Origin of the sequence: Anabaena sp. UHCC 0451 (assembly GCF_034931405.1) — a bacterium.
GTDB lineage: Bacteria > Cyanobacteriota > Cyanobacteriia > Cyanobacteriales > Nostocaceae > RDYJ01.
The window spans coordinates 20,879-45,573 of record NZ_JAYGHA010000029.1 but is presented as its reverse complement, the minus strand read 5'-3'; the positions used below and the strand labels follow the sequence as shown (position 1 = coordinate 45,573).

At 36.8% G+C, this 24,695-nt stretch carries 27 protein-coding genes and 1 pseudogene; 13 read left to right on the top strand and 15 right to left on the bottom strand.

All coding sequences use genetic code 11. The features are described from left to right. Positions 1 to 100: 100 nt before the first annotated feature. On the bottom strand, positions 101 to 1,114 hold the full coding sequence (locus tag VB694_RS19160) for a LysR family transcriptional regulator (protein ID WP_323361927.1): 1,014 nt from the start codon (positions 1,112 to 1,114) through the stop codon (positions 101 to 103). A 227-nt stretch (positions 1,115 to 1,341) separates the two neighbouring features. Here VB694_RS19160 and VB694_RS19155 point away from each other — a divergent pair, with 227 nt between their 5' ends. The 5 genes from VB694_RS19155 (at position 1,342) to VB694_RS19135 (ending at position 6,618) form a co-directional block, all read left to right on the top strand. Continuing rightward, positions 1,342 to 2,058, top strand: coding sequence for an NnrU family protein (locus tag VB694_RS19155; protein ID WP_323361926.1), 717 nt, complete (start codon positions 1,342 to 1,344; stop codon positions 2,056 to 2,058). Positions 2,059 to 2,462: 404 nt separating this feature from the next. After that, positions 2,463 to 2,849, top strand: coding sequence for a thioredoxin family protein (locus VB694_RS19150; protein WP_323361925.1), 387 nt, complete (start codon positions 2,463 to 2,465; stop codon positions 2,847 to 2,849). A gap of 467 nt (positions 2,850 to 3,316) precedes the next feature. Next, positions 3,317 to 5,392: an NAD(P)H-quinone oxidoreductase subunit 5 gene (locus tag VB694_RS19145; protein WP_323361924.1), complete on the top strand. Its 2,076-nt coding sequence runs from the start codon at positions 3,317 to 3,319 to the stop codon at positions 5,390 to 5,392. A gap of 435 nt (positions 5,393 to 5,827) precedes the next feature. After that, positions 5,828 to 6,214: a hypothetical protein gene (locus VB694_RS19140; protein WP_323361923.1), complete on the top strand. Its 387-nt coding sequence runs from the start codon at positions 5,828 to 5,830 to the stop codon at positions 6,212 to 6,214. A gap of 161 nt (positions 6,215 to 6,375) precedes the next feature. Continuing rightward, positions 6,376 to 6,618 (top strand): hypothetical protein, encoded by a 243-nt coding sequence (locus VB694_RS19135; protein ID WP_323361922.1) that lies wholly within the window; start codon positions 6,376 to 6,378, stop codon positions 6,616 to 6,618. A gap of 69 nt (positions 6,619 to 6,687) precedes the next feature. Here VB694_RS19135 and VB694_RS19130 read toward each other — a convergent pair whose 3' ends face one another. The 4 genes and pseudogenes from VB694_RS19130 to VB694_RS19115 all read right to left on the bottom strand — a co-directional run bounded on the left by VB694_RS19130 (position 6,688) and on the right by VB694_RS19115 (position 8,894). After that, the gene (locus VB694_RS19130; protein ID WP_323361921.1) at positions 6,688 to 7,458 is read right to left on the bottom strand and encodes a hypothetical protein; all 771 of its coding nucleotides are present in this window, start codon (positions 7,456 to 7,458) and stop codon (positions 6,688 to 6,690) included. Between the two features lie 252 nt (positions 7,459 to 7,710). Further along, positions 7,711 to 7,965 (bottom strand): hypothetical protein, encoded by a 255-nt coding sequence (locus tag VB694_RS19125; protein ID WP_323361920.1) that lies wholly within the window; start codon positions 7,963 to 7,965, stop codon positions 7,711 to 7,713. 187 nt (positions 7,966 to 8,152) lie between these two features. Continuing rightward, positions 8,153 to 8,329: pseudogene (locus tag VB694_RS19120) on the bottom strand (element excision factor XisI family protein); the annotation flags it as partial. Between the two features lie 334 nt (positions 8,330 to 8,663). Continuing rightward, positions 8,664 to 8,894 (bottom strand): hypothetical protein, encoded by a 231-nt coding sequence (locus VB694_RS19115; RefSeq protein ID WP_323361919.1) that lies wholly within the window; start codon positions 8,892 to 8,894, stop codon positions 8,664 to 8,666. A 475-nt stretch (positions 8,895 to 9,369) separates the two neighbouring features. On the opposite strand from VB694_RS19115, the gene VB694_RS19110 reads away from it, so the two are divergent. Beyond that, the gene (locus tag VB694_RS19110; RefSeq protein WP_323361918.1) at positions 9,370 to 10,944 is read left to right on the top strand and encodes an NAD(P)H-quinone oxidoreductase subunit 4; all 1,575 of its coding nucleotides are present in this window, start codon (positions 9,370 to 9,372) and stop codon (positions 10,942 to 10,944) included. A gap of 69 nt (positions 10,945 to 11,013) precedes the next feature. Here the strand turns inward: VB694_RS19110 and VB694_RS19105 are convergent, their stop codons facing one another. The 5 genes from VB694_RS19105 to VB694_RS19085 form a co-directional block, all read right to left on the bottom strand. Then, entirely contained in the window at positions 11,014 to 11,445 is a 432-nt protein-coding gene (locus tag VB694_RS19105) for a DUF29 domain-containing protein (protein WP_323361917.1), read from the bottom strand. A gap of 51 nt (positions 11,446 to 11,496) precedes the next feature. Further along, positions 11,497 to 11,793 (bottom strand): transcriptional regulator, encoded by a 297-nt coding sequence (locus tag VB694_RS19100; RefSeq protein ID WP_323361916.1) that lies wholly within the window; start codon positions 11,791 to 11,793, stop codon positions 11,497 to 11,499. A 14-nt stretch (positions 11,794 to 11,807) separates the two neighbouring features. Further along, positions 11,808 to 12,101 carry a type II toxin-antitoxin system HigB family toxin gene (locus VB694_RS19095; protein WP_323361915.1) on the bottom strand — a complete coding sequence of 98 codons (294 nt, stop codon included), beginning with the start codon at positions 12,099 to 12,101 and terminating at the stop codon, positions 11,808 to 11,810. A gap of 88 nt (positions 12,102 to 12,189) precedes the next feature. Beyond that, positions 12,190 to 12,522: a DUF5615 family PIN-like protein gene (locus VB694_RS19090; protein WP_323361914.1), complete on the bottom strand. Its 333-nt coding sequence runs from the start codon at positions 12,520 to 12,522 to the stop codon at positions 12,190 to 12,192. Continuing rightward, entirely contained in the window at positions 12,519 to 12,743 is a 225-nt protein-coding gene (locus VB694_RS19085) for a DUF433 domain-containing protein (RefSeq protein ID WP_015214973.1), read from the bottom strand. The genes VB694_RS19090 and VB694_RS19085 overlap by 4 nt, the downstream gene beginning before the upstream one ends. Before the next feature lie 178 nt (positions 12,744 to 12,921). On the opposite strand from VB694_RS19085, the gene VB694_RS19080 reads away from it, so the two are divergent. Then, positions 12,922 to 13,173: a hypothetical protein gene (locus VB694_RS19080; protein ID WP_323361913.1), complete on the top strand. Its 252-nt coding sequence runs from the start codon at positions 12,922 to 12,924 to the stop codon at positions 13,171 to 13,173. Between the two features lie 94 nt (positions 13,174 to 13,267). Here the strand turns inward: VB694_RS19080 and VB694_RS19075 are convergent, their stop codons facing one another. Then, positions 13,268 to 15,262 carry a DUF262 domain-containing protein gene (locus VB694_RS19075; protein WP_323361912.1) on the bottom strand — a complete coding sequence of 665 codons (1,995 nt, stop codon included), beginning with the start codon at positions 15,260 to 15,262 and terminating at the stop codon, positions 13,268 to 13,270. A gap of 180 nt (positions 15,263 to 15,442) precedes the next feature. Beyond that, positions 15,443 to 16,195, bottom strand: a complete 753-nt coding sequence (locus VB694_RS19070) for a DUF4351 domain-containing protein (RefSeq protein WP_323361911.1) — start codon at positions 16,193 to 16,195, stop codon at positions 15,443 to 15,445. 125 nt (positions 16,196 to 16,320) lie between these two features. Between VB694_RS19070 and VB694_RS19065 the strand changes: the two genes are divergently transcribed. Further along, entirely contained in the window at positions 16,321 to 16,563 is a 243-nt protein-coding gene (locus VB694_RS19065; RefSeq protein ID WP_323361910.1) for a CopG family ribbon-helix-helix protein, read from the top strand. Continuing rightward, a complete protein-coding gene (locus VB694_RS19060; protein ID WP_323361909.1) occupies positions 16,553 to 16,831 on the top strand; it encodes a type II toxin-antitoxin system RelE/ParE family toxin in 279 nt (92 codons plus the stop codon). The genes VB694_RS19065 and VB694_RS19060 overlap by 11 nt, the downstream gene beginning before the upstream one ends. Positions 16,832 to 17,069: 238 nt before the next feature. Here the strand turns inward: VB694_RS19060 and VB694_RS19055 are convergent, their stop codons facing one another. From VB694_RS19055 to cofH, 3 genes are all read right to left on the bottom strand, one after another. Continuing rightward, on the bottom strand, positions 17,070 to 18,569 hold the full coding sequence (locus VB694_RS19055) for a family 10 glycosylhydrolase (RefSeq protein WP_323361908.1): 1,500 nt from the start codon (positions 18,567 to 18,569) through the stop codon (positions 17,070 to 17,072). 195 nt (positions 18,570 to 18,764) lie between these two features. Continuing rightward, complete coding sequence (psb27, locus tag VB694_RS19050) at positions 18,765 to 19,163, bottom strand: photosystem II protein Psb27 (RefSeq protein WP_323361907.1); 399 nt, start codon at positions 19,161 to 19,163, stop codon at positions 18,765 to 18,767. Positions 19,164 to 19,324: 161 nt separating this feature from the next. Beyond that, positions 19,325 to 20,464, bottom strand: a complete 1,140-nt coding sequence (cofH, locus tag VB694_RS19045; RefSeq protein WP_323361906.1) for a 7,8-didemethyl-8-hydroxy-5-deazariboflavin synthase subunit CofH — start codon at positions 20,462 to 20,464, stop codon at positions 19,325 to 19,327. A gap of 25 nt (positions 20,465 to 20,489) precedes the next feature. Here cofH and VB694_RS19040 point away from each other — a divergent pair, with 25 nt between their 5' ends. The 4 genes from VB694_RS19040 to VB694_RS19025 all read left to right on the top strand — a co-directional run bounded on the left by VB694_RS19040 (position 20,490) and on the right by VB694_RS19025 (position 24,680). After that, a complete protein-coding gene (locus VB694_RS19040) occupies positions 20,490 to 20,786 on the top strand; it encodes a hypothetical protein (RefSeq protein ID WP_323361905.1) in 297 nt (98 codons plus the stop codon). Between the two features lie 95 nt (positions 20,787 to 20,881). Beyond that, positions 20,882 to 22,567 carry a glycosyltransferase family 39 protein gene (locus tag VB694_RS19035; RefSeq protein ID WP_323361904.1) on the top strand — a complete coding sequence of 562 codons (1,686 nt, stop codon included), beginning with the start codon at positions 20,882 to 20,884 and terminating at the stop codon, positions 22,565 to 22,567. Between the two features lie 183 nt (positions 22,568 to 22,750). Continuing rightward, positions 22,751 to 23,974: a glycosyltransferase family 2 protein gene (locus tag VB694_RS19030; protein WP_323361903.1), complete on the top strand. Its 1,224-nt coding sequence runs from the start codon at positions 22,751 to 22,753 to the stop codon at positions 23,972 to 23,974. Positions 23,975 to 24,092: 118 nt separating this feature from the next. After that, positions 24,093 to 24,680, top strand: a complete 588-nt coding sequence (locus VB694_RS19025) for a pseudouridine synthase (protein ID WP_323361902.1) — start codon at positions 24,093 to 24,095, stop codon at positions 24,678 to 24,680. Positions 24,681 to 24,695 lie beyond the last annotated feature (15 nt).

Genomic DNA, 24,695 nt, shown 5'->3' with positions numbered 1-24,695 from the left:
TAGTTATTAGTCGTAGGGTAGAAGCATTAGAGCAATCAATTATCGGTTTTTTCCAAAAACTATTTTCCGAATGCTTCGCCCCTACAACTGACAAAATATTTTAGTCTAAGTCAGAAGATGTGGATATTGCTACATCCAAAGTAGTTACCACTAGATTCTTTTGCGATAATTTTAACGTATCTCCATCCCATCCAGGGGTAGCAAACTGGGGTAAAATTTCCTGACTAAAGGCTTCTGCGGCTTTGGAACGATAACGATTGGGATTGACAATCAGCCATAGTGTGCGTTTAACAACCACACCTTCTATGGGAGTACGGTGTAGCACACCCATTTGTAATTCTTTAGCGATCGCAGAAGTAGAGACAAAGGCAGCCCCTAAACCAGATTGCACAGCATTTTTAATTGCTTCAATGGAATTTAGTTCCATTTCAAATTTAAACCGCCTGGTATCAATTTCACAGCGTGCTAAGACCTGATCAATGACTTTGCGGATAGTAGATTGGGAGTCAAGAGCAATGAATTGTAATTTATATAGGTCTTCTTTTTGAATGGTATCAAGTTTGGCAAAGGGATGGAATGTAGGTAAAATCAGCGCCAGTTCATCTTCAGCGTAAGGAACAATGTCCAAAGATTCTGCCAATTCACCGGGAATTTCCCCACCGATGATTGCTAAATCAACTTGTCCATTAGCCACACTCCAAGCGGTACGACGGGTAGAGTGGACGTGTAATTGTACTGCCACATCGGGATATTTTTGTCGAAACATCCCAATCATGCGCGGTAAAAGATATGTGCCGGTAGTTTGAGAAGCCCCGACAATTAAAGTCCCACCTTGGAGATTTTGTAAATCCTCAATGGCGCGACAGGTTTCTTGACACAGACTGAGAATTTTTTCACCATAGCTCAGGAGTAGATGCCCTGCTTCGGTTAATTGAGCGCGTCTTCCTCCCCTGTCAAATAAGGGGACATCCAGCTGGCGTTCCAGATTTTGCACCTGTAAACTAACTGCTGGTTGGGAGACGTAAAGACTATCAGCGGCGCGTTTGAAGCTCCCTTCTGCGGCGATCGCTTTGAGAATGCGTAACTGATCTAAAGTGAAAGGAAGGTCAGACATAAGGCTTAACCCACAAACTTGGAAAGGAGCATCTGTAAAAATAAATCAATGTAGATAGCTTTGGGACTAGGCATGATTTATGGCATTGTTAACATTTAGAGGCTAGATCCGAAAAAGACATTACCACAACATCTTGACAAAAATCTTCTTGTGTATAATCTGTTAACAGTCAAGATGCTTACCAATAGTAGCTGCTTTCATTTGGAATTTTGAATTGAGTTGTGTTTATGATGCCAAATCCTTGGTTTACCACCAGTCATTTTGTGATGCTGGGGTTGCTGTTAGCTTTTGCGATCGCCCACAGTGGGGGTGCTGCTCTACGTCCTTGGGCAGAAAAATATATTGGACCTAGACTTTATCGCATTTTGTTTGCATTAATTAGCTTACCCTTAGCAGTGATATTAATTACTTACTTTTTTAATCACCGTTATGATGGCTGGCAACTGTGGCAAGTGCAAGGCATACCAGGAGTAAAAGCAGTAGTTTGGATACTATCGGCGATTTCGTTTTTATTTTTATATCCTGCTACCTTCAATCTACTAGAAATTGCGGCTATTCAAAAGCCCCAAGTCCATCTTTTCGAGACAGGAATTATGCGGATAACCCGGCATCCGCAAATGGTGGGACAGGTAATTTGGTGTGTTGCCCATTCTCTATGGCTAGGTACTACCTTTACCATTGTTACCTCAATAGGATTGGTGCTACACCACTTATTTGGAGTTTGGCATGGCGATCGCCGTTTAAGTAACCGCTATGGAGAAGCCTTTGCCGCCGTCAAACAGCGAACTTCAATTATTCCCTTTCAAGCAATTATTGATGGTCGTCAATCTTTCCAATGGCATGAATTTCTCCGTCCTGCTTACTTGGGAGTTGCCATTTTTATAGCCTTACTTTGGTCTTCTCACCCCCTGTTAATCGTAGCAACGAGTAGGATATTATGGTAGTTTTAGGTGATCCCCGATATCAACATAAAATATCAATTTAATCAAAATTACCTCTTATCAATTACCACCAAATCAATGTAGGATTAATTTAAATAGCTGTCAGTTTATAAAACCATAGACAAATATCTGAGGTTTTATTTTGTGAAATTTTACCCTAACTGGGTTTTCGTGTTGGCATAAAGCACGCCTGACCGCTAATGTGTCCTTTGTCGTTAGGCATAACTATTAGCTTGTCAATCATCTTTTCTGGGGAGAAAACGGCAGTCAGAAGTTGAACATCAAAAAAGCTACCGTGAAATTTGTCGCGTTGGCTTTTTTGTCAGCAACATCATCAAAAACTGACTTGCCAATCCCCGCTACTGGTAGTTACTTTGATATAAAAACCTTATAAATCAAGAGGCGTCATGGTGTTGTCGGTTAGTGAGCGGACATTTACTCAAGAAGTTTTAGAATCTCCAATTCCTGTTTTAGTTAATTTTGAGGCTCCTTGGTGTGGCCTGTGTCGCATCATCCATCCTCTGCTGTTACAATTTCAAGCTCAATGTGGCGACGAAATTAAACTTGTGGGGGTTAACGCCGACCAAAATTTCAAACTATCTACCACTTATAGACTGAAGTCACTACCAACTTTACTGTTAATTGAAAAAGGCATAGTCCGACAGCGCCTAGAGGGTTTTCGCAGTAGAGACGATTTACGTCTGGCTTTAGAAGAAATTAAACTCATCTACATGAGTAGTAATAAAACCTACAGTATAGCAAAAACAGCCGACTTAGAGTGCCAATCAGTGTAATTAGGGAATGGGGAATGGGGAATGGGGACTGGGGAATGGGGACTGGGGACTGGGGTTAAGGGACTTCCAAATAAAAAAACACTCAACCACCTAACGCAAACAATCTCTCAAACCCTCATTCCTCTGCCTTCTCTGCGCCTGGAGCGGTTAGTTAATCCTGATAATTTATTTTTTGGAGATCATTATTCCCTATCCCAAATCTAAAACCATGCTTAACACCTCACCCAATTATCTGCGGGTGGGGTATTTTATAGGAAACCAAACCAATATTACCTTTTGTTCGTAACACGTTCCGTAGGAGGGGGTAGGGACAAAAGAGTAGATGTTTATTTGGTTTATCCTGATTGATCCAATAAAATTATAGCTGTCACAATTATTAATAGCTCCAACCTGGACAGTTGCCTGTGGAATCAACCCATACAGCACTGTCCTAACTTTGTCAAGAATTCTAAAAGTAGGCGTCAGTGATGGAAGTAATCTATCAGTATGCCTGGATGATTCCAGTATTACCTCTTTTGGGAGCAATGCTGGTCGGTCTAGGGCTAATCTCAATAAATCAGGTGACAAATCGCCTGCGACAGCTGAACGCTGTGGTAATTATCTCCCTCATGGGAGCAGCTATGGGGCTGTCGTTAGCCTTGCTGTGGAGTCAATTTCAAGGCCATGCGCCTTATCTCCGCACCTTGGAATGGGCATCAGCAGGGAATTTTCACCTGACGATGGGCTACACTATCGACCACCTCACAGCCTTGATGTTGGTGATTGTGACAACGGTAGCCTTCTTGGTGATGATTTACACTGATGGCTACATGGCGCATGACCCTGGGTATGTGCGGTTTTACGCCTATCTCAGCTTATTTGGCTCTTCAATGTTAGGGTTGGTGGTCAGTCCCAACCTGGTACAAGTTTATATTTTCTGGGAATTGGTAGGGATGTGTTCCTATCTCCTAGTGGGCTTTTGGTACGATCGCAAAGCCGCAGCAGATGCTTGTCAAAAGGCATTTGTCACTAACCGGGTGGGTGACTTCGGTCTACTCCTGGGCATTCTGGGGCTATTTTGGGCAACAGGCAGCTTTGATTTCATGATTATGGGCGATCGCCTAGCCGAACTGGTAGAAACCGGTTCTGTGAGCAATTTCCTGGCTATTGTGTTGGCGATTCTCGTTTTCCTCGGTCCAGTTGCTAAATCTGCCCAATTTCCCCTCCATGTCTGGCTACCAGATGCGATGGAAGGACCAACCCCCATTTCTGCCCTCATCCATGCGGCAACAATGGTGGCAGCAGGTGTATTCTTAATTGCTCGGATGTACCCAGTGTTTGAACACGTTCCCGCAGCTATGAACGTGATCGCCTTCACAGGGGCATTTACAGCATTTTTGGGCGCGACTATCGCTATTACCCAAAACGACATCAAAAAGGGCTTGGCTTACTCCACCATTTCCCAACTCGGTTACATGGTCATGGCTATGGGAGTAGGCGCTTACAGTGCGGGATTATTCCACCTGATGACCCACGCCTATTTTAAGGCGATGCTATTCCTGGGTTCAGGTTCTGTCATTCACGGTATGGAAGGCGTAGTTGGTCATGATGCCGTTTTGGCACAGGATATGCGCTTAATGGGCGGACTGCGGAAGTATATGCCCGCTACTGGTATCACTTTCTTAATTGGTTGCTTGGCAATTTCCGGTATTCCTCCTTTTGCTGGTTTCTGGTCAAAAGATGAAATTCTCGGTGCGGCTTTTGCAGCTAACCCCTTATTGTGGTTCATTGGTTGGGTGACTGCTGGGATTACCGCTTTTTATATGTTTAGAATGTATTTCTCGACATTTGAAGGCAAATTCCGGGGTAATGATGAGAAAATCAAAACCCAACTCAAGAATGCGGCTGCTGCGGCTGAAAAATTAGGTGCTGTTGAATTAGCGCCTAACTTTGGTCCTGGGGCGATGAAAAAAGGCGAACTGGATAGTCACTCCCACGGACATCACAGCACTTCTCCCCATGAGTCTCCTTGGACGATGACTCTACCGTTGTTGGTGTTGGCTATTCCTTCAATGTTAATTGGTTTGATAGGTACTCCCTACGCCAATTATTTTGAGCAGTTTATCTTTTCTCCTAATGAAAACTTAGCTGAAGTAATGGAAAAGGCTGCGGAATTTGACCCCCATGAGTTTTATGTGATGGCGGGTAGTTCTATTGCTATTTCTGTGGTGGGTATTACTTTGGCGGTGCTGATGTATTTGGCTCGGAAAATTGACCCCAGTGCGATCGCATCCAAAATCAAACCATTGTATGAGTTATCGTTGAATAAATGGTATTTTGACGATATTTATCATCGTGTATTTGTGCTTGGTTTGCGTCGTGTCGCTCGACAAGTGATGGAAGTTGATTTCCGTGTTGTTGATGGTGCGGTTAATTTAACAGGTTTCTTTACTTTGGTTAGTGGTGAAGGTCTGAAATACCTGGAAAGCGGTCGGGTTCAGTTTTATGCTCTGATTGTTTTTGGGGCTGTTCTGGGCTTGGTGATCGTTTTTGGTGTGACTTAATTTTTATGGGGGTGGGGTTTTCCCTGCCCCTGTTTTTTTGCACGCAGAGGCGCAGAGGACGCAGAGTTATTGAACCACGAAGAAGCGAAGGAAGCGAAGGGAAGAGAGGAAGAAGAAGAAGGAAGAGAGGGAATCTTCAAGATGCCTAGCCTACAAGACTTTTAACTAGACTGTGTTGTAATAGTTGACAAATAAAAATAGTTACGGTATATTTTCAATGAAATAATACCTATAACTAGTTACAGTTACAGGTAAGAATTAAATAACAAAATCGAATATTATCTCTTCTGTCCTATAAAATTCTAAAATTAGGCAATTTTTTTATTGTGTTTTTATGAAAATAACTTTATTATGTTCTCATCTCAGTAATTAAAGGGAGGGAACATTTTTTATATAACCTATAAATTATAAATGCCAGCGTAGCTCGGACAAGCTGTGCTGACATTTCTTGAAAATAAAACTGTTCCTGATTTACCAGATCAGGGACTCCATGCCTTAGCAATAACCAATTCCTTAGCAATAAAAGGAGTCTATTTCATCATGACACAAAATACTGAATCTTTGCAACCGAAATATTCTGGAGATATAATTGTTAGAAAAAGACTAAGTGTAGAAACTGGAAGAAAATGGAGTCGAGAAAGTTTCTACACAATGTTAGCAAAGATGGGATATGTCGAGAAAATTAACGAAGACTCGCAATGGCAACCTACTAAAAAAGCAGAACCCTTTGTTAATTTTCGCAATGGAGTCATCAAATGGAATACAGCTTTTGTTGATTTAATTTTACAACAGCTACCAAAGCAGTTAACCTTAGACATCTAAACCGTAGCATTTAAGGTTTGATTGTTGCAATCTTCCCATAGGAGACTTACTGTTTGCGTAAGTCTCTTATAGGGATATATTTATACGCGCTCAGTTCTAGTTTATAAGGTGCGTTACGTCGCCATCCTAACGCACATTAATTCATGAGATTCAATTTGATCATGGTTATGCAAGAATTAACGATTGAGGAATTATTAAATATTGCTCAAAGTCAAATTCCAGAAAGTCAGCAAGAATTACATTTTCAATTGCTAGAAAAAAATCAAAATAATCAATTAAGTGAATCTGATAGGTTGTTGTTGAAATATCTGCGAGTGAGTGCTGATTATTTAATGTTGAAAAAAGCTTATGCCTATGCACTTTTAAAGTGGAAAGGTTTTTCTCTTCCAGATTTTGAGCAATAATACCAGAAAGCCCTAGCGATTAGAAATCGCTGCTGTACAAACGAAGTCCACCTGCGTGGACTAAAAAAATTAGTTTTTATTTTTATCAATACCAATGTTTGACAAATTAATATATGGATAAAATAGAGATGTTATTTCGCTGGGTGTTTGAACTTCAAACCATTTTCTAATTTCCTTAATTTGTTTTGTACAAATATTTAATTTTTCGCCGTTTCTCTGCGCTTCTGATTTTATATCTCCTTCATTTATATTATACCATTCAGAAGAATTTGATTCTTGTTGTTCTTTTCCATGTTTATTTGTTTCATCAATAATTTTTTTTAGAATAACTAATTCATTAGCTTTGTCATAAATTTCTCTAAGTTTTTGATTAACTTCTTCTCCAAATAAAAATTCGGCTTCAAATAGTCTAGGTAGATAACTATTTATTTTATCTTGTATTATTTCAATACTATTATTCATTTGAACAGAAGTAAATAAAGTCATTGCTAATACATAGATTTCTAATCGTTTCTCAGATAAACTTTTTCTTAACTGCTGTCGATTTATTTGATACTGTTGATATGCAATATAAGCTGCAACACAAGTAATAGGAGTAAAAGCCTTTATAAAATTATCTACATTTTCCACAGAAATCTCAAATATTGAAGTTGAAACGAATGGAGATATTATAAATAATAAAGATGGAATAATAATTGATTTCTGCTTAAGCCAACTAAACATTTCCGTGATTATATCTAATCTATAAGCAATGAATATAGATTTGTGAATGAGCCATAGCCCTGCTATCAATAAACCTATTATAGCTGGTAGGTTATCAAGTAAATTAGTGTAAATCATGTATTTTTAGATCGTAATAGCCTTAAATTTTTTAGTTTTTTAGAATCAATTGATATCCTGAAAAGTAATAAATATCTATTTGCCAAAATTGTGCAATTCAATTTCTCCTTTTTTTAGTAATTCTATATTTCAATTTAATAGATGATAATTAAGATAAGCTATTACGTAGCTAAATTTAATATTTTGCCGCCTAAAATTGTTTTAGTAAGGCTTTTGATCAAAAAAAGTAAATGCGTAACAGCTTATTTTTTATTACCGTCTTCTTACATTAACATTGCACATTTCAACACTTTCTATCAATTTCCTAAATTTTTTAGCTTTCGCTTTTTGATGTAAAGATTTTGCTTTTCTTTCTTCTAAGCTTAACTTACTGAAACAAGTATAATACATATATCCTCCCCGATAGGTAGTCCCTGAATAATAACTTGTAGAAAAATCTTTCCAAGAATTAGATTGTCCTATACCATGAGGCATTCCAGCACCAGTTGCTATTTTTGTAATTTGCATAAGTTCAAAATTTTATAATCTTAGATCAATTATATTATACAACTGCTAAATTAGATATTTAGTAATATGCACACTCCAGGTTTGCTTATTTGCGTATTTGCACGAAAAAAAAGGGATAAGCAAAAAGCCTATCCCAAAAAATCAAGTTATTATCAAGTTAGCAAAATATAAAAATTAAATAAAAAATCTAAACCGATGCAAAATCAGTAAACTGTCTCATATAAGGTGGCTTAAAACCTAAAACTATATCCGTTTTTGGTACTCCCAAATCTACCAACTCACTAGCTACCCCTTCCTCAGTAAAATCCATCTGAATCCAAATTTTTCCATCTCTAATATCTACATGAATAATTGTCCCATAAACTTAACTCACATTAATTCATGAGATTAAATTTAATCAATTTTGTGCGTTACGCTTCGCTTACACATCCTACTGTCTGAATCAGGATTTAAGGATGTTCAGGATGTAGAAAAAAACTCATCTTTAAAATCTGAAATATTCTCAGATAAATATTCATAAAAAATCCTGTAAATCCTCTAATCCTGGGCATCCTGATTCAGACAATTAAGCATTTTAAGAATGAAGAGAAAAACTAATCTTTAAAACCTGAAACATTCCCAGATAAATATTCATAAAAAATCCTGTAAATCCTTTAATCCTGGGTATCCTGATTCAGACAATTAAGAAGTTGCAGACTTTATAACTTGTCATAATCCATTGGTGTTGCAAGTCCTTCAGTAATCTCTCTTTTTGCACGTTGAGCAGATGCAATCAATTTATTTTGACTTTTCTTAAATGAATTATCCCATTTCAGTTCATCTTGCAAATCTGCTAAATATTCTCTCAGATGTTCTGCAACTTGTTCTTGTACATCTTCAGATAAAGATTCCATCATTTGAATTACAGTAGTAATTGCTGGAGATGACATAATCTAATTTCCTTTTAAACTTTACCAGTTTATTCTACTAAAAATAACTCAATCAACATTATGAACAATATTAAATCTGAACAGGTCAGATATCACAGATAACAAAATGCTCCCAGAATACAATTTTACAGGTGGTGTACGTGGAAAACATTACCAAGCTGATGGTACAGACATTGTATAACATTTAACTGTGGAAAAAGATCATCTTGTCAATCCTTTAATCCTGGACATCCTGATTCAGACAAATTTGCCATTTAATGTCGTACAGATGCCATAATTGCTCAAATTGAGCCAATTGGCGGGCAGTTTACCTGCCAGATGCACAACAAGAAGTGGTCTAATGGTGCATCTGGGAGGGTGGGGTATTGCCAATTTAATTAAATCAACCTAACAATGAAGGGAAAATTGCCAAAAAGCTGTTAGTTATTAACTGTGACTTTTTGCCAAACATGATTTTAATTGCTGACTGATTGTGATGAATATAGCTAATTTCCCGTGGTTGACGACGATTATTTTATTTCCCATAGCCGCGTCGCTACTGCTTCCCATCATCCCAGATAAAGACGGCAAAACGGTGCGCTGGTATTCTCTCATCGTTGGGTTGATAGATTTCGCGCTGATTGTTTACGCTTTTTGCACTGGGTACGATTTCTCCAATCCCGATTTGCAACTGGTGGAGAGTTACCCCTGGGTTCCCCAATTGGGTTTAAATTGGTCAGTGGGCGCTGATGGCTTATCTATGCCCCTGATTCTCTTAACTGGGTTCATTACCACCTTGGCGGTTTTAGCAGCTTGGCCTGTCACCTTCAAGCCGAAATTATTTTTCTTTTTGATTTTGGCGATGTATGGCGGCCAAATTGCTGTGTTCGCTGTCCAGGATATGCTGTTATTCTTCCTGGTGTGGGAACTGGAACTTGTACCAATTTACTTCCTGTTGTCGATTTGGGGCGGTAAAAAACGCCAATATGCAGCGACCAAGTTTATTTTATACACTGCTGGCGGTTCGCTGTTTATTTTGCTGTCTTCCTTGACGATGGGATTTTATGGCGATACAGTTACCTTTGATATGCGATCGCTCGCATTGAAAGATTTTGGACTCAATTTACAACTTTTACTGTACGCTGGCTTCCTCATTGCCTACGCTGTGAAGTTGCCTATCATTCCTTTGCATACCTGGCTACCAGATGCCCACGGTGAAGCTACAGCCCCCGTGCATATGTTACTAGCAGGTATTCTGTTAAAAATGGGTGGTTATGCCTTAATTCGCATGAATGCCCAAATGCTACCCGATGCCCATGCTTATGTTGCCCCAGTGTTGGTGATTTTGGGGGTAGTAAATATCATCTATGCTGCTTTAACATCCTTTGCCCAGAGGAACTTAAAACGGAAAATTGCCTACTCTTCAATTTCTCACATGGGCTTTGTTCTGATTGGTATTGCCTCTTTCACCGATTTGGGTTTGAGTGGGGCAGTTTTACAAATGGTTTCTCACGGATTAATTGGGGCGAGTTTGTTCTTTTTAGTCGGTGCAACTTATGACCGGACACACACCTTAATGTTAGATGAAATGGGTGGTGTTGGTAAAAGAATGCGGAAGATTTTCGCTATGTTTACAACTTGTTCAATGGCATCTTTAGCATTGCCAGGAATGAGTGGTTTTGTAGCGGAATTAATGGTGTTTGTGGGCTTTGCTACTAGCGATGCTTATAACCCGACATTCAAAGTAATTGTCATTTTCTTGATGGCTGTTGGTGTGATTTTAACGCCAATTTATCTACTTTCAATGTTGCGAGAAATTTTCTACGGTCAAGAAAACGAAGAGTTAGTTTCTCACCAAAATTTGATAGATGCTGAACCCCGTGAAGTATTTATCATTGCTTGTTTATTGATTCCCATTATTGGGATTGGTTTTTATCCCAAGTTGCTAACTCAAATGTACGACGCTACAACAGTACAATTGACAGCAAGATTGCGTGATTCTGTACCAACTTTGACGGCTGATAAAGCGGTGGGAACTGTTTCTTTGAGTGCGCCAATAATTGGTAATTAAATAATTCGTAATTACAAATACGAGTTATGATGAGGGTGGGTTTGATACCTGCCCTTTTTTTTAGCTTTTTTATTCTGGTAGCCATTCTTCATCTAAAACTAACTCTAATTTATAAAGACATTCTTCGGGAAATGTGGAAATTATCAATCCTGTTTGTTTAGCTGCTTGACGACGTGCTTTTTCATAGCTTTCTTGTAATTGTTCTTGAGGATAATTTTTGAGACTGGGACTATCTTTAATAGTTAATTCAATTTGAGTGCGTGCATCTGTGATAGAGTCTAGCCAACTATCTGAACGTCGTTGAGGTTGATATTGCCATTTCAGCAAGTGTAAAAGTAGGCGAATTAATTGACTAGAAATTGCCCTCTTTTCACTTTTACCCAATTCAGAAATCTCCTCAATTAAATGTTCTTTATCTATTTCTTGCCAGCGATTTTCTAGTAATAATTTGGCTGTTTCTTCAAGCCACATATTGAAATCTGTTTGATAGGTTGTGGTCATAAATTTAATTTACCTCTGACTACAATTATTTGATGATATGATAATCAATAATCAGTGAGTCATTTCATTTAAAGCTCTATTAATTATTTCTTCACTAACTCCATGATGTTTTAAATTTTCAATAAAAGTAGAAATTCCTTGATTACGACTTTCTAAATAATATAATATGGCTGCGATAGGAGATGGAGTATCAATAGGATAATTTTGATGTTCATAGACTTCTACTAAAGTCGTTAAAATATCTAATTTTTCATATTCTGGTGTATGAGGTTCAGCATCAAAAATTTGTTCGATTTCTTTTAATGCCTGTTGATAATCTGTTTCTGTTTTAATGGGTTTTAAGTTCATAATATCAAACCTCCTTAAACAATTGTAGCATCTATTTTGTCATATTCTTGATGAGTACCAATAAAGCGAATAAAAACAATGCCAATTTCATAACGAATATGGATAATTAAACGATAATTATTACCTTTAATATTAAAAATTACTCGGTTATTGGCAATAATACTGGCATTAGCATAAACTTCTTTAATATCTGATGGATTTTGCCAATTTGCACGGGAAGCATCATCAAACCATGCTTTTAAAGGCTGTTCTGTATCAGGATGTTTTTGCCAATATTCTCTTAGGGTACTCCGAGCAATAATTCTCATTGTTATAGTTTTTATTAAAAGGATATTTTTTTGAGCAGATTCCCTCACTGCATCGCTTTCTTTGTTTCATGCAAAGAATAAAATCAGTTTAATAAAGTGTCAAAACTCCTAAATCAATATTTTCAGAAAAGGCTTGGATATCTTCTAAATTTCCTCGCAAAATTTCCTCTATTTGGTTAGTTGAACAATTACCACGTCTAACCCAAATCACTTTAGGTGGATATCCACGTAGGATGCTTAATTCATTAAAATCAGCATCCCTGGTAACAATTATAAATTCATTTTGTTTTGCAAACTCCCACAAAATTCTATCATCTGCTTGATCTAAACCTAAGAGAAAAACGTGCTGAGAGTTGGGGTAAATAGCAGCGAGTTTATCTACTAACCGGGGTGATAGATTATGGTCAAATAATAACTTCATGCTTGCACCATAAGCATTTGTCTTTCTCTATCAGCCGCATAGCTAAGACAAGCTAAAATATCTTCTTGTGTTAAATAAGGAAAATCATTCAGTATTTCTTCATAAGTCATGCCAGATGCAAGATATGATAATACATCATATACTGTAATTCTCATCCCCCGAATACAAGGTTTACCTCCTCGTTTTCCTGGTTCGATGGTAATTATATTTTGATACTGCATATTGTTTAAAGGTAGGGCTTGTTTTCTATTTTAGCGTTTACCCATAGACATCGCTAGGCTAACAGTATATATAGTATCGAAACTTACATTTATAAAAATTGTTTACCCTATTTACAGGTACATTTGTTCTATATTAAAATAATATGATATTCTCAATTTTTTAATAGGAGTAAATTGTATGTCAAATCATAGCGGAAGTTATATGTTAAATGAAGTGATTACAATTTTGAGACGTGAGCATTGTTTTGATCATTTAGATCAAGAAAAGAAGCAAAATCTGATTGAAGAAATTGTCAAACTAGCTCGTTATGAAGATGATTGTAATCCGGGGGAAATTTTGGAAGGACATACAGACTATTTTAAAATCTGTTATTGTTGTTTAGCGAAAACTAATGATCTTGAATCTGGTCTTTGTATAAAATGCAGGTAATTACATAATATATCGCTCTTTTTTTGTTTCACGCAAAGGTGCTAAGGAGCAAAAGAGGAAAATAAGGGTTTTGGAAAATGATACCTAACATAAATTAACTTGTGGTTTCTACTTCCCATTCTTCTGTAGAAAGTTCTGCGGTTTCGATAGCTTTAATACAAAAAGCATTAATATCCCTAGCTGATAAGTTGACATTAACAAACACCCCATTATCTAATTTTCTTGTATCCCGAAAGTCTTTTTCATCTTTACTAATAAAACGGGGAAATTGTTCCATAATATCGTTAAATTTATCAGGATCTAAATCATTTATTACATTTAAAGTTGTTTGTAAAACATCCCGCCAACTTTTAACAGGATATTCTTTACTAAAAATTTTTAGTTGTTTGGGAGTTGTACCAGTTAATTTACTTTTGGATGGAATGATAAGATTTTCATTACCAAAGTAAGGCCAAATTTGTAAAACTATCTCAGATAAATCTAAACTTCTTTTTTCTATATCCTCTTTTTTCCAAGTTTCTTGATTTTCAAAGTATTTATTGATTTCTAAATGACTATTAATCAATATTTCTTTTTTCTCGATAAATTCCAAATTATATAATTCACCATTGTAAGCTGTAATAGTTAGATTACCCAAAGAATGAAGTAGTAAATCATGAGTTATTCCCCAATGTTCTCCTAAATGTTCTTGCCACCATTTATTTATAGTTTGTGGCATAATATGTTCAATCTCCAAACCATCTAAAATGACCTGTTCTTTATGATTAAAAGATGCTTCAATAGATTCTAAAATTAATCTACCTTTTTTATATCGTCCAGCACCGTATAATTTAACATTCAATAAACTTTTCTGAAATTCTGTATCTTTGGGATAATCACGATTTTGTAAATCTAGTTTTAATCGTTCCACAAAATTAGCATGAGCTAAATTACTTTCCTTACTCACTTGAGAATATAGCACCGAAAATATTCTATTTAATCCCCTCGTTTGCACATTACAAACAAATCGGCGAATAATGAAATTTTCTAAAATCTGCAAAACATCAAGAAAATCTACTTCTGAAAGTTTATTTTCTTGATAATCATGATAACAATTAAGTAAAAAAGGATAAACAGTAGCTACTTCTAAACGGTTGATTTTTTCTAGCAACCGACGAATTTTTAAATTATTTTCTTTTACGGGATTTAAAAGTTTTGCATAATATTCAGAAAATCTATATAAATTTTGTAAATAAGATAGAGCATCACTCTTACTCATTCTATCTTTAATCTCAAAATAAACTTCATCTTTCTTAATTTCCACACCATCTCTTGTTAAATAATGTCTGATAAACTCTGTTAAATTATCATCTAGACTTTTTTGCATTGGTAGCCAATAATTATTATAAGCAGATTCTTGATTATCTGTATTAATTTTTAAGAAAAAATAATTACGAATTAAATCGGCTTGTGTTAAAGGTTCACCCTTAGCATTAAGACTTTCAAAGACTAAGTAAGGATTATCTTCTGTACTTAAAACAACACTAACAACAGATAAATAACTAGAAATTACTTGTTTTATTCTCCCAAATTCCAGATTACTTTGTATAATCTTCTTATCAAAAAACGAATAGCATTGTTTAATGATTGGAGCATTTTTATCAATATTATGTACTGAATTATCTAGTGAATTGATTAAACTATAAAATGATTCTCTGTCTACTTGAGTAGGTTGTAATTTATAAACTTCAGGATCTTTCTGATATTGATTAATTAGAAATTTATTATGTAATTCTTCTGCTAATTGATTATTAGTAGCTTTGCATTTATCTCGTAAAGCACAAAACAAAATAAAAATAGTAGTTAAACGTTGTTGTCCATCAATTAATAAATATTTGCTGACTCCTTCTGGTAGTCCAGAAACTGGTATAGTCACAATAGAACCCATAAAATGAGGACGAGGATTTTCCGTATTACATAATTCTAAAATATCATTCCATAATGCTTCCCATTGAGATTTTTTCCAACTGTACGGACGTTGAAATAAAGGTACAATGTATTGCTTATCACCTTGAATAATCTCTCTGAGCTTGGTTTCTGATGCTTGCATGATGAATGTAACCTGATTTACTTGATAGTTATGCTTTTAGTATAAAATAATCTTGTATAAATGGCATAAGATAGCGTAACAAAATTAAACATCAAATATATCCAGGGAATAAATTCCCTGTCTAAAAGCAAAAGTCGGTTAAAACCGACTCATAAAAATCTCTTTGCGTGAGAAAACCTTTTAACTTTGATTCGCTATCCAATTTACCAAATCATCAGGTTGTGAAAAATCCAAAATAGCTTCCGAAAGCTCATCTAATTTTTCACCTGATAACTCTTTAATTTGTGACTCTAACTTTGCCGAAATCTCCCCAATACGACGTTTTAACAAGCGGAAAATAAGCTGTAATTTACCACGGTTAATAATCTCTTGATAAATCACTGATTCTTCCATAGTTTCCTCCCGAAAATATTGTTTAATCAACTGTTTCTCAAACTTTAAACCAGCCAATAATTCCACACAAGCTGCTATAGTATTTTGTTGTGCTTGTTCTTCTATTTTATCTATTTCTAAAGCAACTTGCTGAAGTAACTTATTTGGTTCATCTGTCTTAGCTAAAACTGCTAAAGGTAATAAAGCAGGAGATTTTAAAAGTATTTCGCTGTCTTCTTCCCATACTCTAATTACTTGATATTGATGTCGTGTATTCCCCACTATCAACCTATCAACAAAAACATCAGGTGAATTTGTCTCCTGGAGAAAAATTACTACCTGTTGTACAGGACATAAATATTTACGATAAATCCTCAACCAATAATCTAACATTCTCACAGGCATGGGAGTATCAGATTTTGGTGTAGTTTGAATTTCCAAATGCAAAATGCGATTTAATTTCGGTAGTCGAAACAACGCATCAGCACGAATGGGGTTAATAGGTAACTCGGTAGGTAGCACCTCAATTTCATTTATATCTTCTGCAATTAACCATTGCACAAAAGATAAAGGGTAAGTATCCGTGAGGTATCGGCAAATATTATCGTAAGCCAAAGGTTTTTAGTAAATATCTTACATTGTTATATTATATAATATAATGCAATACAACAGAGGTTTAGATAACCATGAGTAAAGAAAATATTACATTTAGAATAGACAGCAGCAAAAAAGCCGCTATAGACGCATTAGCAAAAGGCATAAACCGCGATAGAAGCTATATTCTCAACGAAGCCGTAAACGCTTATTTAGAAATGTATCAATGGCAAATTGAAGAAATCCAAAAAGGTATTGCTGAAGCGGATGCTGGAGATTTTGCTAGTGAGGAAGAAGTAAAAACGACATTTGCAAGGCTAAGTAATGCAGGTTAAATGGCTACGTCGGGCGCTGCGTAACTTAGAACAAGCACATAGTTACATTTTCCAAGATAATCCTACCGCAGCACAGGAATTAATCATCAAGATTCAAAATGCTGCCAATCAATTAGAAAATTATCCATTTATGGGTAAATCTGGAAGAGTTGAAGGTACAAGAGAATTGATAATTTCTAATTCACCGTATATTCTTATTTACCGAGTTAAGGAAGAACCAGTAGAAATTCTCCGAATTCTGCATACATCAAAACGCTATCCAGATTAACTTTTTTCTTTAATTATTAGAGATCAAAATTGCCAATTTTAGCCAATTCAATCTGATCAATAACAAGATTGATCAAAGAAGTTGAGGATCTGAAAAATAACTCAATCAGGACTTACGCAACTGGCACATTGGTAGGGTGCGTCAGACTGCATAAATCCTGCAAATAAACCAGATTGTTGATATCTGACGCACCCTACAACAGATTTTTGGTGTGACACTTGCGTAAGTCCTATCAATATTACTGCAATTTACAAAATTTGCGCTGTCCATCAAGTTCTGGATGTTGCCAAGAATAAGCAAAATGGCTAACTGCATTAATTTGGGGTGAAAATTGCCGTAAAGCTGCCATTTGTTGTTCTAAGGGTGGACGGCCTGTTATTGGTTCTCCCCACTTACCAGCTAAAGCAGGAATGACTTGTGTACCTGGTTGCGCCATACTCAAAACTCGTTGTACTTGTTCCATAATACAACTGGCATTACCACAAGTAGCATAAGACATGGGATGCCATTCTAAACTATTAGGAAACTTATCCCAAGGTTGCAAACGGGAATCATAACCTTTTCCTACAGTTTGATTACCATCTGGAAAAAATACCACCCCAGCCGGAATATTATTTTGTGTGGCTGGATAAATAGCTAAGTTAACAAAATCTAATATACCTTGCATAGCGTGAGCAACTGCTAAAAGCCATAAATCTGATTGTAAAATCGTCTGTTTTTGGTTTGGTGTGAGTAATGATTTTTGTGCAACTGGAGGGTTTCTTCCTTCCCACAGTGGTTGATCTTCTTGGGGATAAAGTTTATCAACTTCACCTATATCTCCAACGGTGACATATCCTTTATTTAAAAAACGACGGATTAATTCTAAGCCCTTATTATTTTTAGCACGACGCAGAAAAGCTTCTTGAATTGCGGGAGTAAATAACCATAAATCGCCAACTTTTGTAGCTATAGAATTGCTTCCTGCTTGTCGAGGATAGCGTACATAATCTAATAACAAGCCATCAGGACGACGACGCATGATTTCTTGCACCATTTGGTAATAGTCATTTTTTGCTTGTTGGTTGTAGGGATCGACAAATACTTGGGAACGATTATCTACAACTTCTATGCTATTTTGACCTTTACCATTACGGGCGATCGCATCTTTTCTACTCGGAATCTGACCGTAAGTATAGCCAAAATTCATCGTAAACATCCAAGCATAAACCTTTAAACCCCTTTCTTGTCCTTTTTTAATTCCTTCAGCTAATAAATCAACTTTTTCTTTTCCAGGGGTGCGAACCACCGCAGGCCAAACTGTGGGATTATTCCCTGCTGGTAACAATACCTGACCATCATAAAATGCTTCTAAATAAACCTGGTTATAGCCACTGTTAACTATATGATCCATAATCTGATCAATAGCTCCCGGTTGAGAGTCACAGGGATATAATCGTAACCAGATAGCTTGAGTTTGCGGCCAATTTCGACGACGACAATCTTGTAATTTTTGTGTGTGTTCTTTAACTAGTTTTTGATAACGACTTTGAGCATTTTTATTGCCTTTAAGTGCTGATAAACGTAGGGTTTCTTTTTCTTTAACTGCTTTTGGTGATAATTGGCAAAACTCCATTACTTGTGCTGCTGCTGGTTGAGTGCTAAAGTTAGGCATCAACATATTGCTGCTAAACAGAACAGCAAATAGACTGCGGCGCAATGATTTGGCTGTGGGAAAATTTAAAGGACTTTTGTACATAGTTCTCAATTCTTTTTTATACTTTGGCATAAGATAGCATAACAAAATTAAACATCAAATATATCTAGGGAATCAATTAAGAAAACTACAGCCGGAGGGCGTTTAATACCTATTTATTGTAATTGATATTCATTAAGAAAGCAGGACAAGCCTGCTATTAATAATATTTGAAAATTTGCAAATTTTGCCTGATAATTAACCACCACGTTTCAGGGCTAATTCGACACGATCAAATTCTAGTGCTAGACGATTTTTCAACTTTTCAGGAATGGGACGGTTAGGGTAAGAACTATAGTGTCCAGCTAAAGCATTAAGGGCTGTTCGCATGGTTGTAAAAGAACTCAAACCAGAAACGGAATTAGCTCTCTGATAACGTGCAGAAAAGTCATTAATTTTTTGACGTGCTTCTGCTTGAATTGCTGCTTTATTTGAATCTTCTGGTGATACTTGTATGGCTTGTTTTAAGGTGTTGACTACAGTTAAAGTATCTTGGCGATAATCTCCGGTTAAGCCATCAGGACTACCAGAACAACCCATTAAGCCGACAGTGATAACTAAAACCAGTGCCAGCAGACGCGACCAATAACGTTTCATATCCATTCATTAAATACGTAAATCAACGTCTATCGTATCTTGGATTGGGATCTGGGGATAGGGGATCAGGGAATGGGGACTGGTGAATGGGGACTGGGGACTGGGGAAGAAGCAGGGGGGCGGAGGAGCAGGGAAGAAAATTTATCCCTAATCCCTAATCCCTAATCCCCAATCACCTCATATAATGTATTTCGTTGTTGATAGGGTCTGTTGAGGGAAGCGATCGCACTTTGTAGGGTTTCTACTTCCATACACGTACCACCAATAGCCCCGGCCATGGTGGTGATGTGTTCTTCCATCAATGTGCCACCAATATCGTTACAACCCCAAGTTAAGGCTTCTGTCGCTCCAGCCAGCCCTAATTTTACCCAACTCGGTTGATGGTTAGGTATGCAATTTCCTAAAAATATCCGTGCTACCGCAGTGAGTAAAAGTGCATCGGCTAAGACTGGTTGATCTCTTCCCACCCGCCGACGCAAGGATTTAGGTGCTTCTTGACCAACGAAGGGTAAGATAATAAATTCTGTAATTCTGGCTGGGTATCCTTTTTCTAAGGCTGTTTGTTGCAGCGATCGCAATTTTTCTAAATGTGCAATTTGCTGTTCTGGGGTTTCAATATGCCCAGATAACATTGTACTCGTAGTGGTTACACCTAATTTGTGTGCCGTACTGACAATTTCTAACCAAGTTCCAGTATCAATCTTTTCTGGACACAATATCTTTCTCACTTCATCATCTAACACTTCTGCCGCTGTTCCCGGCATCGAACCCACGCCAGCATCACGCAAGGCTGTAATGACTTCACTGTAGGAAATTCCGTCTAATCTGGCAATAAACTGGATTTCCTGGGGCGAAAAAGCGTGTAAATGTAGCTGGGGAAACTCCTGTTTAATAGTTTCTACTAACTTAATGTAATAAGGTAAGGATTTTCCATTAATTTGCGCTTGTGGGTGCAATCCCCCTTGCATACAAATTTCTGTCGCTCCTCTACGCACTGCATCTGTAGATTTTTCTAGAATTTGCGCCCAATTTAACCAGTAAGCATCCGTATCTCCCTCATCCCTACGAAAAGCACAAAAACTACAATGCTGTTCACAGATGTTAGTAAAATTAATATTACGATTAATTACGTAAGTAACAGTCTCTCCAACTTGTTTTTGTCGCAGTTGGTCAGCTGTAACCCGAATAGCATTTACAGTCTCTGGGTCAGTTTGTTTTAATAATACTACTGCCTCAGATGGTGATATATTAAACCCTAGCAATGAACGCTCAAGAATTTTATCCAAGGTTAGATTAGTCACAGTTAGTCAAAATTTTATTATGGGTATGAATAAATTAAAAGCCAAATTACCATTACTGATTATTTTATCAGGTGTGATTTTCTCTTTATATGTACTGTCACAGGTTGCATTTTATTATATCACATTCCCGTTTACATTTCCCCTCATTACTGCACCATTTTACGCTATTTTGGGTTATAAAGGATTTTACATAATTCCCTTAATTTCTACATGGGTAATCTGGTTTAATTTTTATCGTCTTTGTCAAGATTTTAAATTTGATAGTTTGATAATTTCTATAGGTTTGATGACGCTGATTTTCGCTTCTCCACTGACTATGTAGAGTGCCATGTATTGGGAACATACATTGGCAGTTTGTTTGGCTTTTTCCATCAAAAACAAAAAGAGAAAACAAATCCATAAAAATTTATAACACCGATGAAAACGAATTTACCAAAAAATAACCTGAAACAATTTCTGTCTATAGAAACATTAGCCTTCATAACTATAGCCATAGCAGTCATCCTCAGAATGATCAATTTAGGGACTAGAGAATTTTGGTATGACGAAGTTTTATCATTACTCCTTTCCACGGGAAGATACAAATCCTACATTACTCCTGGGGATGTACCAGTAGTATTAGCAGAATATACATCTGTATTAAGTTTGCCAATGGAAACGAGTATACATGACTTTTTTGTAACTATGAGGGATCTGCTTAAAAACCTATTAGGTGGAGAACCTCATCCACCAATATTCTTTTTAAGTCAACATTTTTGGTTACGTCTTTTTGGCAATAGCGAAACGGCAATGCGGAGTTTAAATACATTATTTAGTATAGCCGCTATGGGTGGAGCGTATGGTTTAGGAAAGTTTATTTTAGGGCATCGGGGTGGACTTTTTTTTGCCTCACTCATCGCTATTAGTCCATTTTATTTATTTCATTCTCTCAATCTTAGAATGTATGCACCTTTAGTATTATGGGTAATTCTCAGTACATGGGCATTATTAAATCTGATTAAACAGCAAAATTCAGATATCAGCCAAAGTCGTCGCAGTCAGTGGTTATGGAATGGACTTTTAATTATTGCCATTGCTGTTGGATTAATGACTTTTTATTTATATGCCTATTGGCTAATAATTTTAGGAGTATTGGTACTTTATTTAGATAGACGACATTGGTTGCAATATGGATTACGCTTAGGTTTTGGAGTTTTATTAACCATGCCTTGGGTGTTGTGGGGTACAATTAAGCAACTTCGTAATGCCGACTTAAACCGTTTTGGTAATGCCAAGTCTACATTGCCTCCTTTGTTAAAACATTTACAGGATTTTGCTAACACTTTGGGTACTGATGTATTAATAGGGGACTGGGCGACTAGTTTAGATCCCATAATTGTGACTATAGCTGGTTGTTTAATTATCTTGATATTTGTTGGTTTTAGTATTCATTTGTGGAAAAAAAATGAACAGAAAAATTTAGTTACAGTTTTAATATTAGGAATTTTACCGATATTACTGGCCTTGATAGTAGACATCACTAGTAAAAAGTTTACTTTAGGTTTTGGTTTTGGCAGGACAATGATTATAATTGTCCCCGGCTGTTTATTATTAATAGCTTTGTGGGTAGAAAAGGCAGTTTCTAAAAACTGGCGTACCCTGGTAGCTGGTGGTATATTACTAATATATCTAAGCATTAGTATTGGTGATTTGAGTCTAAGACATCGTTCGGTTTTTCGTTCAGTTGCAGAATTAATTGCTAAAGATGTAAATCAGCCAACTTTAATTGCTATGAACTCAAAAGCTTGGGGTCATGTAAACCGTGTTGCTTATTATATTCCTGCTGATTATCCTGTCATGCTTTTATCGCAGCACCCCGCAGATTTAGCAACCAATTTAGAAAAAGTTCTCAAGGAAACACCAGACAAATATTCTCGGATTGTTTGGTTAAATAGTGGTTATCCTCTATGGTCACGGTTGAACACAGAAGCGGAAGTAAAAAAAGAAGAAGAGAAAATTCAACAGATTTTGTCTTCTCAATTTCAATTAAAAGAAACTCGCAATCTTTCAGGGACAATGAATCTTGATAATTTTACGGCTAATCTTTACATTCGTAATTTGTAATTATTGTCTGTTGCGTTCAGATAATAAATATAAGATTTTAGCTGTCCTAGTATTGGTTGGGTAAAAAAACAATATTTCTTATACCAAGTTATACCAAGTTGAGCAAGATTATTGTAACCTGTAAATAGTTAATCTTTATACAGGCAGTTTCAGCATTTAGAACTTACTACATTGACTACATTTATGAATACAAACCCATCAAATTCACTGTTAACCGTTCCCACGGGTTCATTAAAGATTGCTGAGTATTCATCTGATGACAATAATCTTCTACTATCTCTGGTGATTCCTACTTACAAAGAACGTAATAATATCGAGAATATAGTTAATATTCTCAGTAGGTTACTGGATGAAGCGATTCCTAGTAATTATGAACTAATTGTAGTGGATGATGATAGTCCAGACCTAACTTGGGAAGTAGCACAATCACTGATTCCAGATTATCCGCAGTTAAGAGTGATGCGAAGACAAGAGGAACGGGGACTTTCTTCAGCAGTAATTCGTGGTTGGCAAGCCTCTACAGGTCATATTTTAGGTGTAATTGATGGAGATTTGCAGCATCCTCCAGAAGTATTATTGCAACTGTTACATAAAATAGAAGGAGGAGCAGATTTGGCTTTAGCTAGTCGTCACGTAGACGGTGGTGGTGTAAGTAGTTGGAGTGTGATTAGACGCTTTTTGTCTCGTGGGGCGCAGGTACTAGGGTTAGTAATCCTACCAGGTGTATTGGGTAGAGTTACTGATCCGATGAGTGGTTATTTTATGGTAAAACGAAGTGCGATCGCTGGTGCAACTATGAATCCTGTCGGGTATAAAATCCTCTTAGAAGTTATTGGCCGAGGACAAGTAGGGGAAATTGCCGAAGCTGGTTATGTATTCCGCGAACGCACAGAAGGTGAAAGCAAGGTAACGTGGAAGCAATATGTAGAGTATATTCAACACTTAATCCGCTTACGGTTATCTACTGGTAAGTTAGGTAAAATCAGTCAAAAAGTCAACTTTCCTATTGGTCGATTTCTCCGCTTTGGTGCAGTGGGATTTAGTGGGGTATTTGTCGATTTAACGGTATTTCACTTAATGCGTACCGTGATTAATGTGGGTTTGACTCGTAGTACAATTATGTCTGCCGAAGTAGCAATTCTCAATAATTTCCTTTGGAATGATTTGTGGACTTTTGGCGATATTTCCCGCAAGCAGATCGGAAATCGCCAACGTTTCAAACGATTTTTGAAGTTCAATATGGTCTGTTTAGCTGGGATAATCATCCAAACATTAGTAGTGAATTTCCTTTACAATACTTTGGGCATGAATCAGTATTTAGCTAAGTTAGTAGCGATCGCAGTTGCAACTATTTGGAATTTCTGGGTTAATTTGAAACTAAGCTGGCGAGTAACTGAGGTGAAATAATCATATAATTCAGTATCTCTACAGTGTAGTCAAGCTAGAATTTGTATCAATAATTGTTTTAAATAAAAAGCTTGATTACGTAATTAGGTACTCATCTAATTGTCCAGTAATTAAAGAAATGACCAAGGAATTTAAGTATATTATTTTTCATAAACCCTATGGAGTTCTGAGTCAATTTACACAGGAATCTCCCCAACACATTACCCTCAAAGACTATATTGATGTTCCTGATGTCTATCCTGTAGGGCGCTTAGACTGGGACAGTGAAGGATTGATGTTGTTAACCAATAATGGACCATTACAGCATCGTCTCTCTAACCCGCGTTTTGGACATCAACGTACTTACTGGGTACAAGTAGAACGCATTCCTGACCCAGAGGCTATTAACAAATTATGCACAGGGGTAGAAATTCAAAATTATCGGACTCGTCCCGCCCAAATTAGGCTATTTTTAGAAGAACCTACGGTGAGTGAACGCAACCCCCCGATCAGAGTTAGAAAAAATATTCCTACTGCTTGGTTGGAAATGACTCTCACAGAAGGAAAAAACCGCCAAGTAAGGCGTATGACTGCGGCTTTAGGTTTTCCTACCTTAAGATTAATCAGGATCAGTATTGCTCACTTACAATTAAAGGGTTTACAACCAGGTGAATGGCGCAACCTCACACAATCAGAAATCAAAGACTTAGAAAAGTCTCGCATTTAACAAAGTCACTACAAT

Excerpts from the sequence above, each read along its gene's own strand:
- VB694_RS19160 (WP_323361927.1), bottom strand. The coding sequence starts at position 1,114 with ATGTCTGACCTTCCTTTCACTTTAGATCAGTTACGCATTCTCAAAGCG.
- VB694_RS19155 (WP_323361926.1), top strand. The coding sequence starts at position 1,342 with ATGATGCCAAATCCTTGGTTTACCACCAGTCATTTTGTGATGCTGGGG.
- VB694_RS19150 (WP_323361925.1), top strand. The coding sequence starts at position 2,463 with ATGGTGTTGTCGGTTAGTGAGCGGACATTTACTCAAGAAGTTTTAGAA.
- VB694_RS19145 (WP_323361924.1), top strand. The coding sequence starts at position 3,317 with ATGGAAGTAATCTATCAGTATGCCTGGATGATTCCAGTATTACCTCTT.
- VB694_RS19135 (WP_323361922.1), top strand. The coding sequence starts at position 6,376 with ATGGTTATGCAAGAATTAACGATTGAGGAATTATTAAATATTGCTCAA.
- VB694_RS19130 (WP_323361921.1), bottom strand. The coding sequence starts at position 7,458 with ATGATTTACACTAATTTACTTGATAACCTACCAGCTATAATAGGTTTA.
- VB694_RS19125 (WP_323361920.1), bottom strand. The coding sequence starts at position 7,965 with ATGCAAATTACAAAAATAGCAACTGGTGCTGGAATGCCTCATGGTATA.
- VB694_RS19115 (WP_323361919.1), bottom strand. The coding sequence starts at position 8,894 with ATGTCATCTCCAGCAATTACTACTGTAATTCAAATGATGGAATCTTTA.
- VB694_RS19110 (WP_323361918.1), top strand. The coding sequence starts at position 9,370 with ATGAATATAGCTAATTTCCCGTGGTTGACGACGATTATTTTATTTCCC.
- VB694_RS19105 (WP_323361917.1), bottom strand. The coding sequence starts at position 11,445 with ATGACCACAACCTATCAAACAGATTTCAATATGTGGCTTGAAGAAACA.
- VB694_RS19100 (WP_323361916.1), bottom strand. The coding sequence starts at position 11,793 with ATGAACTTAAAACCCATTAAAACAGAAACAGATTATCAACAGGCATTA.
- VB694_RS19095 (WP_323361915.1), bottom strand. The coding sequence starts at position 12,101 with ATGAGAATTATTGCTCGGAGTACCCTAAGAGAATATTGGCAAAAACAT.
- VB694_RS19090 (WP_323361914.1), bottom strand. The coding sequence starts at position 12,522 with ATGAAGTTATTATTTGACCATAATCTATCACCCCGGTTAGTAGATAAA.
- VB694_RS19085 (WP_015214973.1), bottom strand. The coding sequence starts at position 12,743 with ATGCAGTATCAAAATATAATTACCATCGAACCAGGAAAACGAGGAGGT.
- VB694_RS19080 (WP_323361913.1), top strand. The coding sequence starts at position 12,922 with ATGTCAAATCATAGCGGAAGTTATATGTTAAATGAAGTGATTACAATT.
- VB694_RS19075 (WP_323361912.1), bottom strand. The coding sequence starts at position 15,262 with ATGCAAGCATCAGAAACCAAGCTCAGAGAGATTATTCAAGGTGATAAG.
- VB694_RS19065 (WP_323361910.1), top strand. The coding sequence starts at position 16,321 with ATGAGTAAAGAAAATATTACATTTAGAATAGACAGCAGCAAAAAAGCC.
- VB694_RS19060 (WP_323361909.1), top strand. The coding sequence starts at position 16,553 with ATGCAGGTTAAATGGCTACGTCGGGCGCTGCGTAACTTAGAACAAGCA.
- VB694_RS19055 (WP_323361908.1), bottom strand. The coding sequence starts at position 18,569 with ATGTACAAAAGTCCTTTAAATTTTCCCACAGCCAAATCATTGCGCCGC.
- psb27 (WP_323361907.1), bottom strand. The coding sequence starts at position 19,163 with ATGAAACGTTATTGGTCGCGTCTGCTGGCACTGGTTTTAGTTATCACT.
- VB694_RS19040 (WP_323361905.1), top strand. The coding sequence starts at position 20,490 with ATGAATAAATTAAAAGCCAAATTACCATTACTGATTATTTTATCAGGT.
- VB694_RS19035 (WP_323361904.1), top strand. The coding sequence starts at position 20,882 with ATGAAAACGAATTTACCAAAAAATAACCTGAAACAATTTCTGTCTATA.
- VB694_RS19030 (WP_323361903.1), top strand. The coding sequence starts at position 22,751 with ATGAATACAAACCCATCAAATTCACTGTTAACCGTTCCCACGGGTTCA.
- VB694_RS19025 (WP_323361902.1), top strand. The coding sequence starts at position 24,093 with ATGACCAAGGAATTTAAGTATATTATTTTTCATAAACCCTATGGAGTT.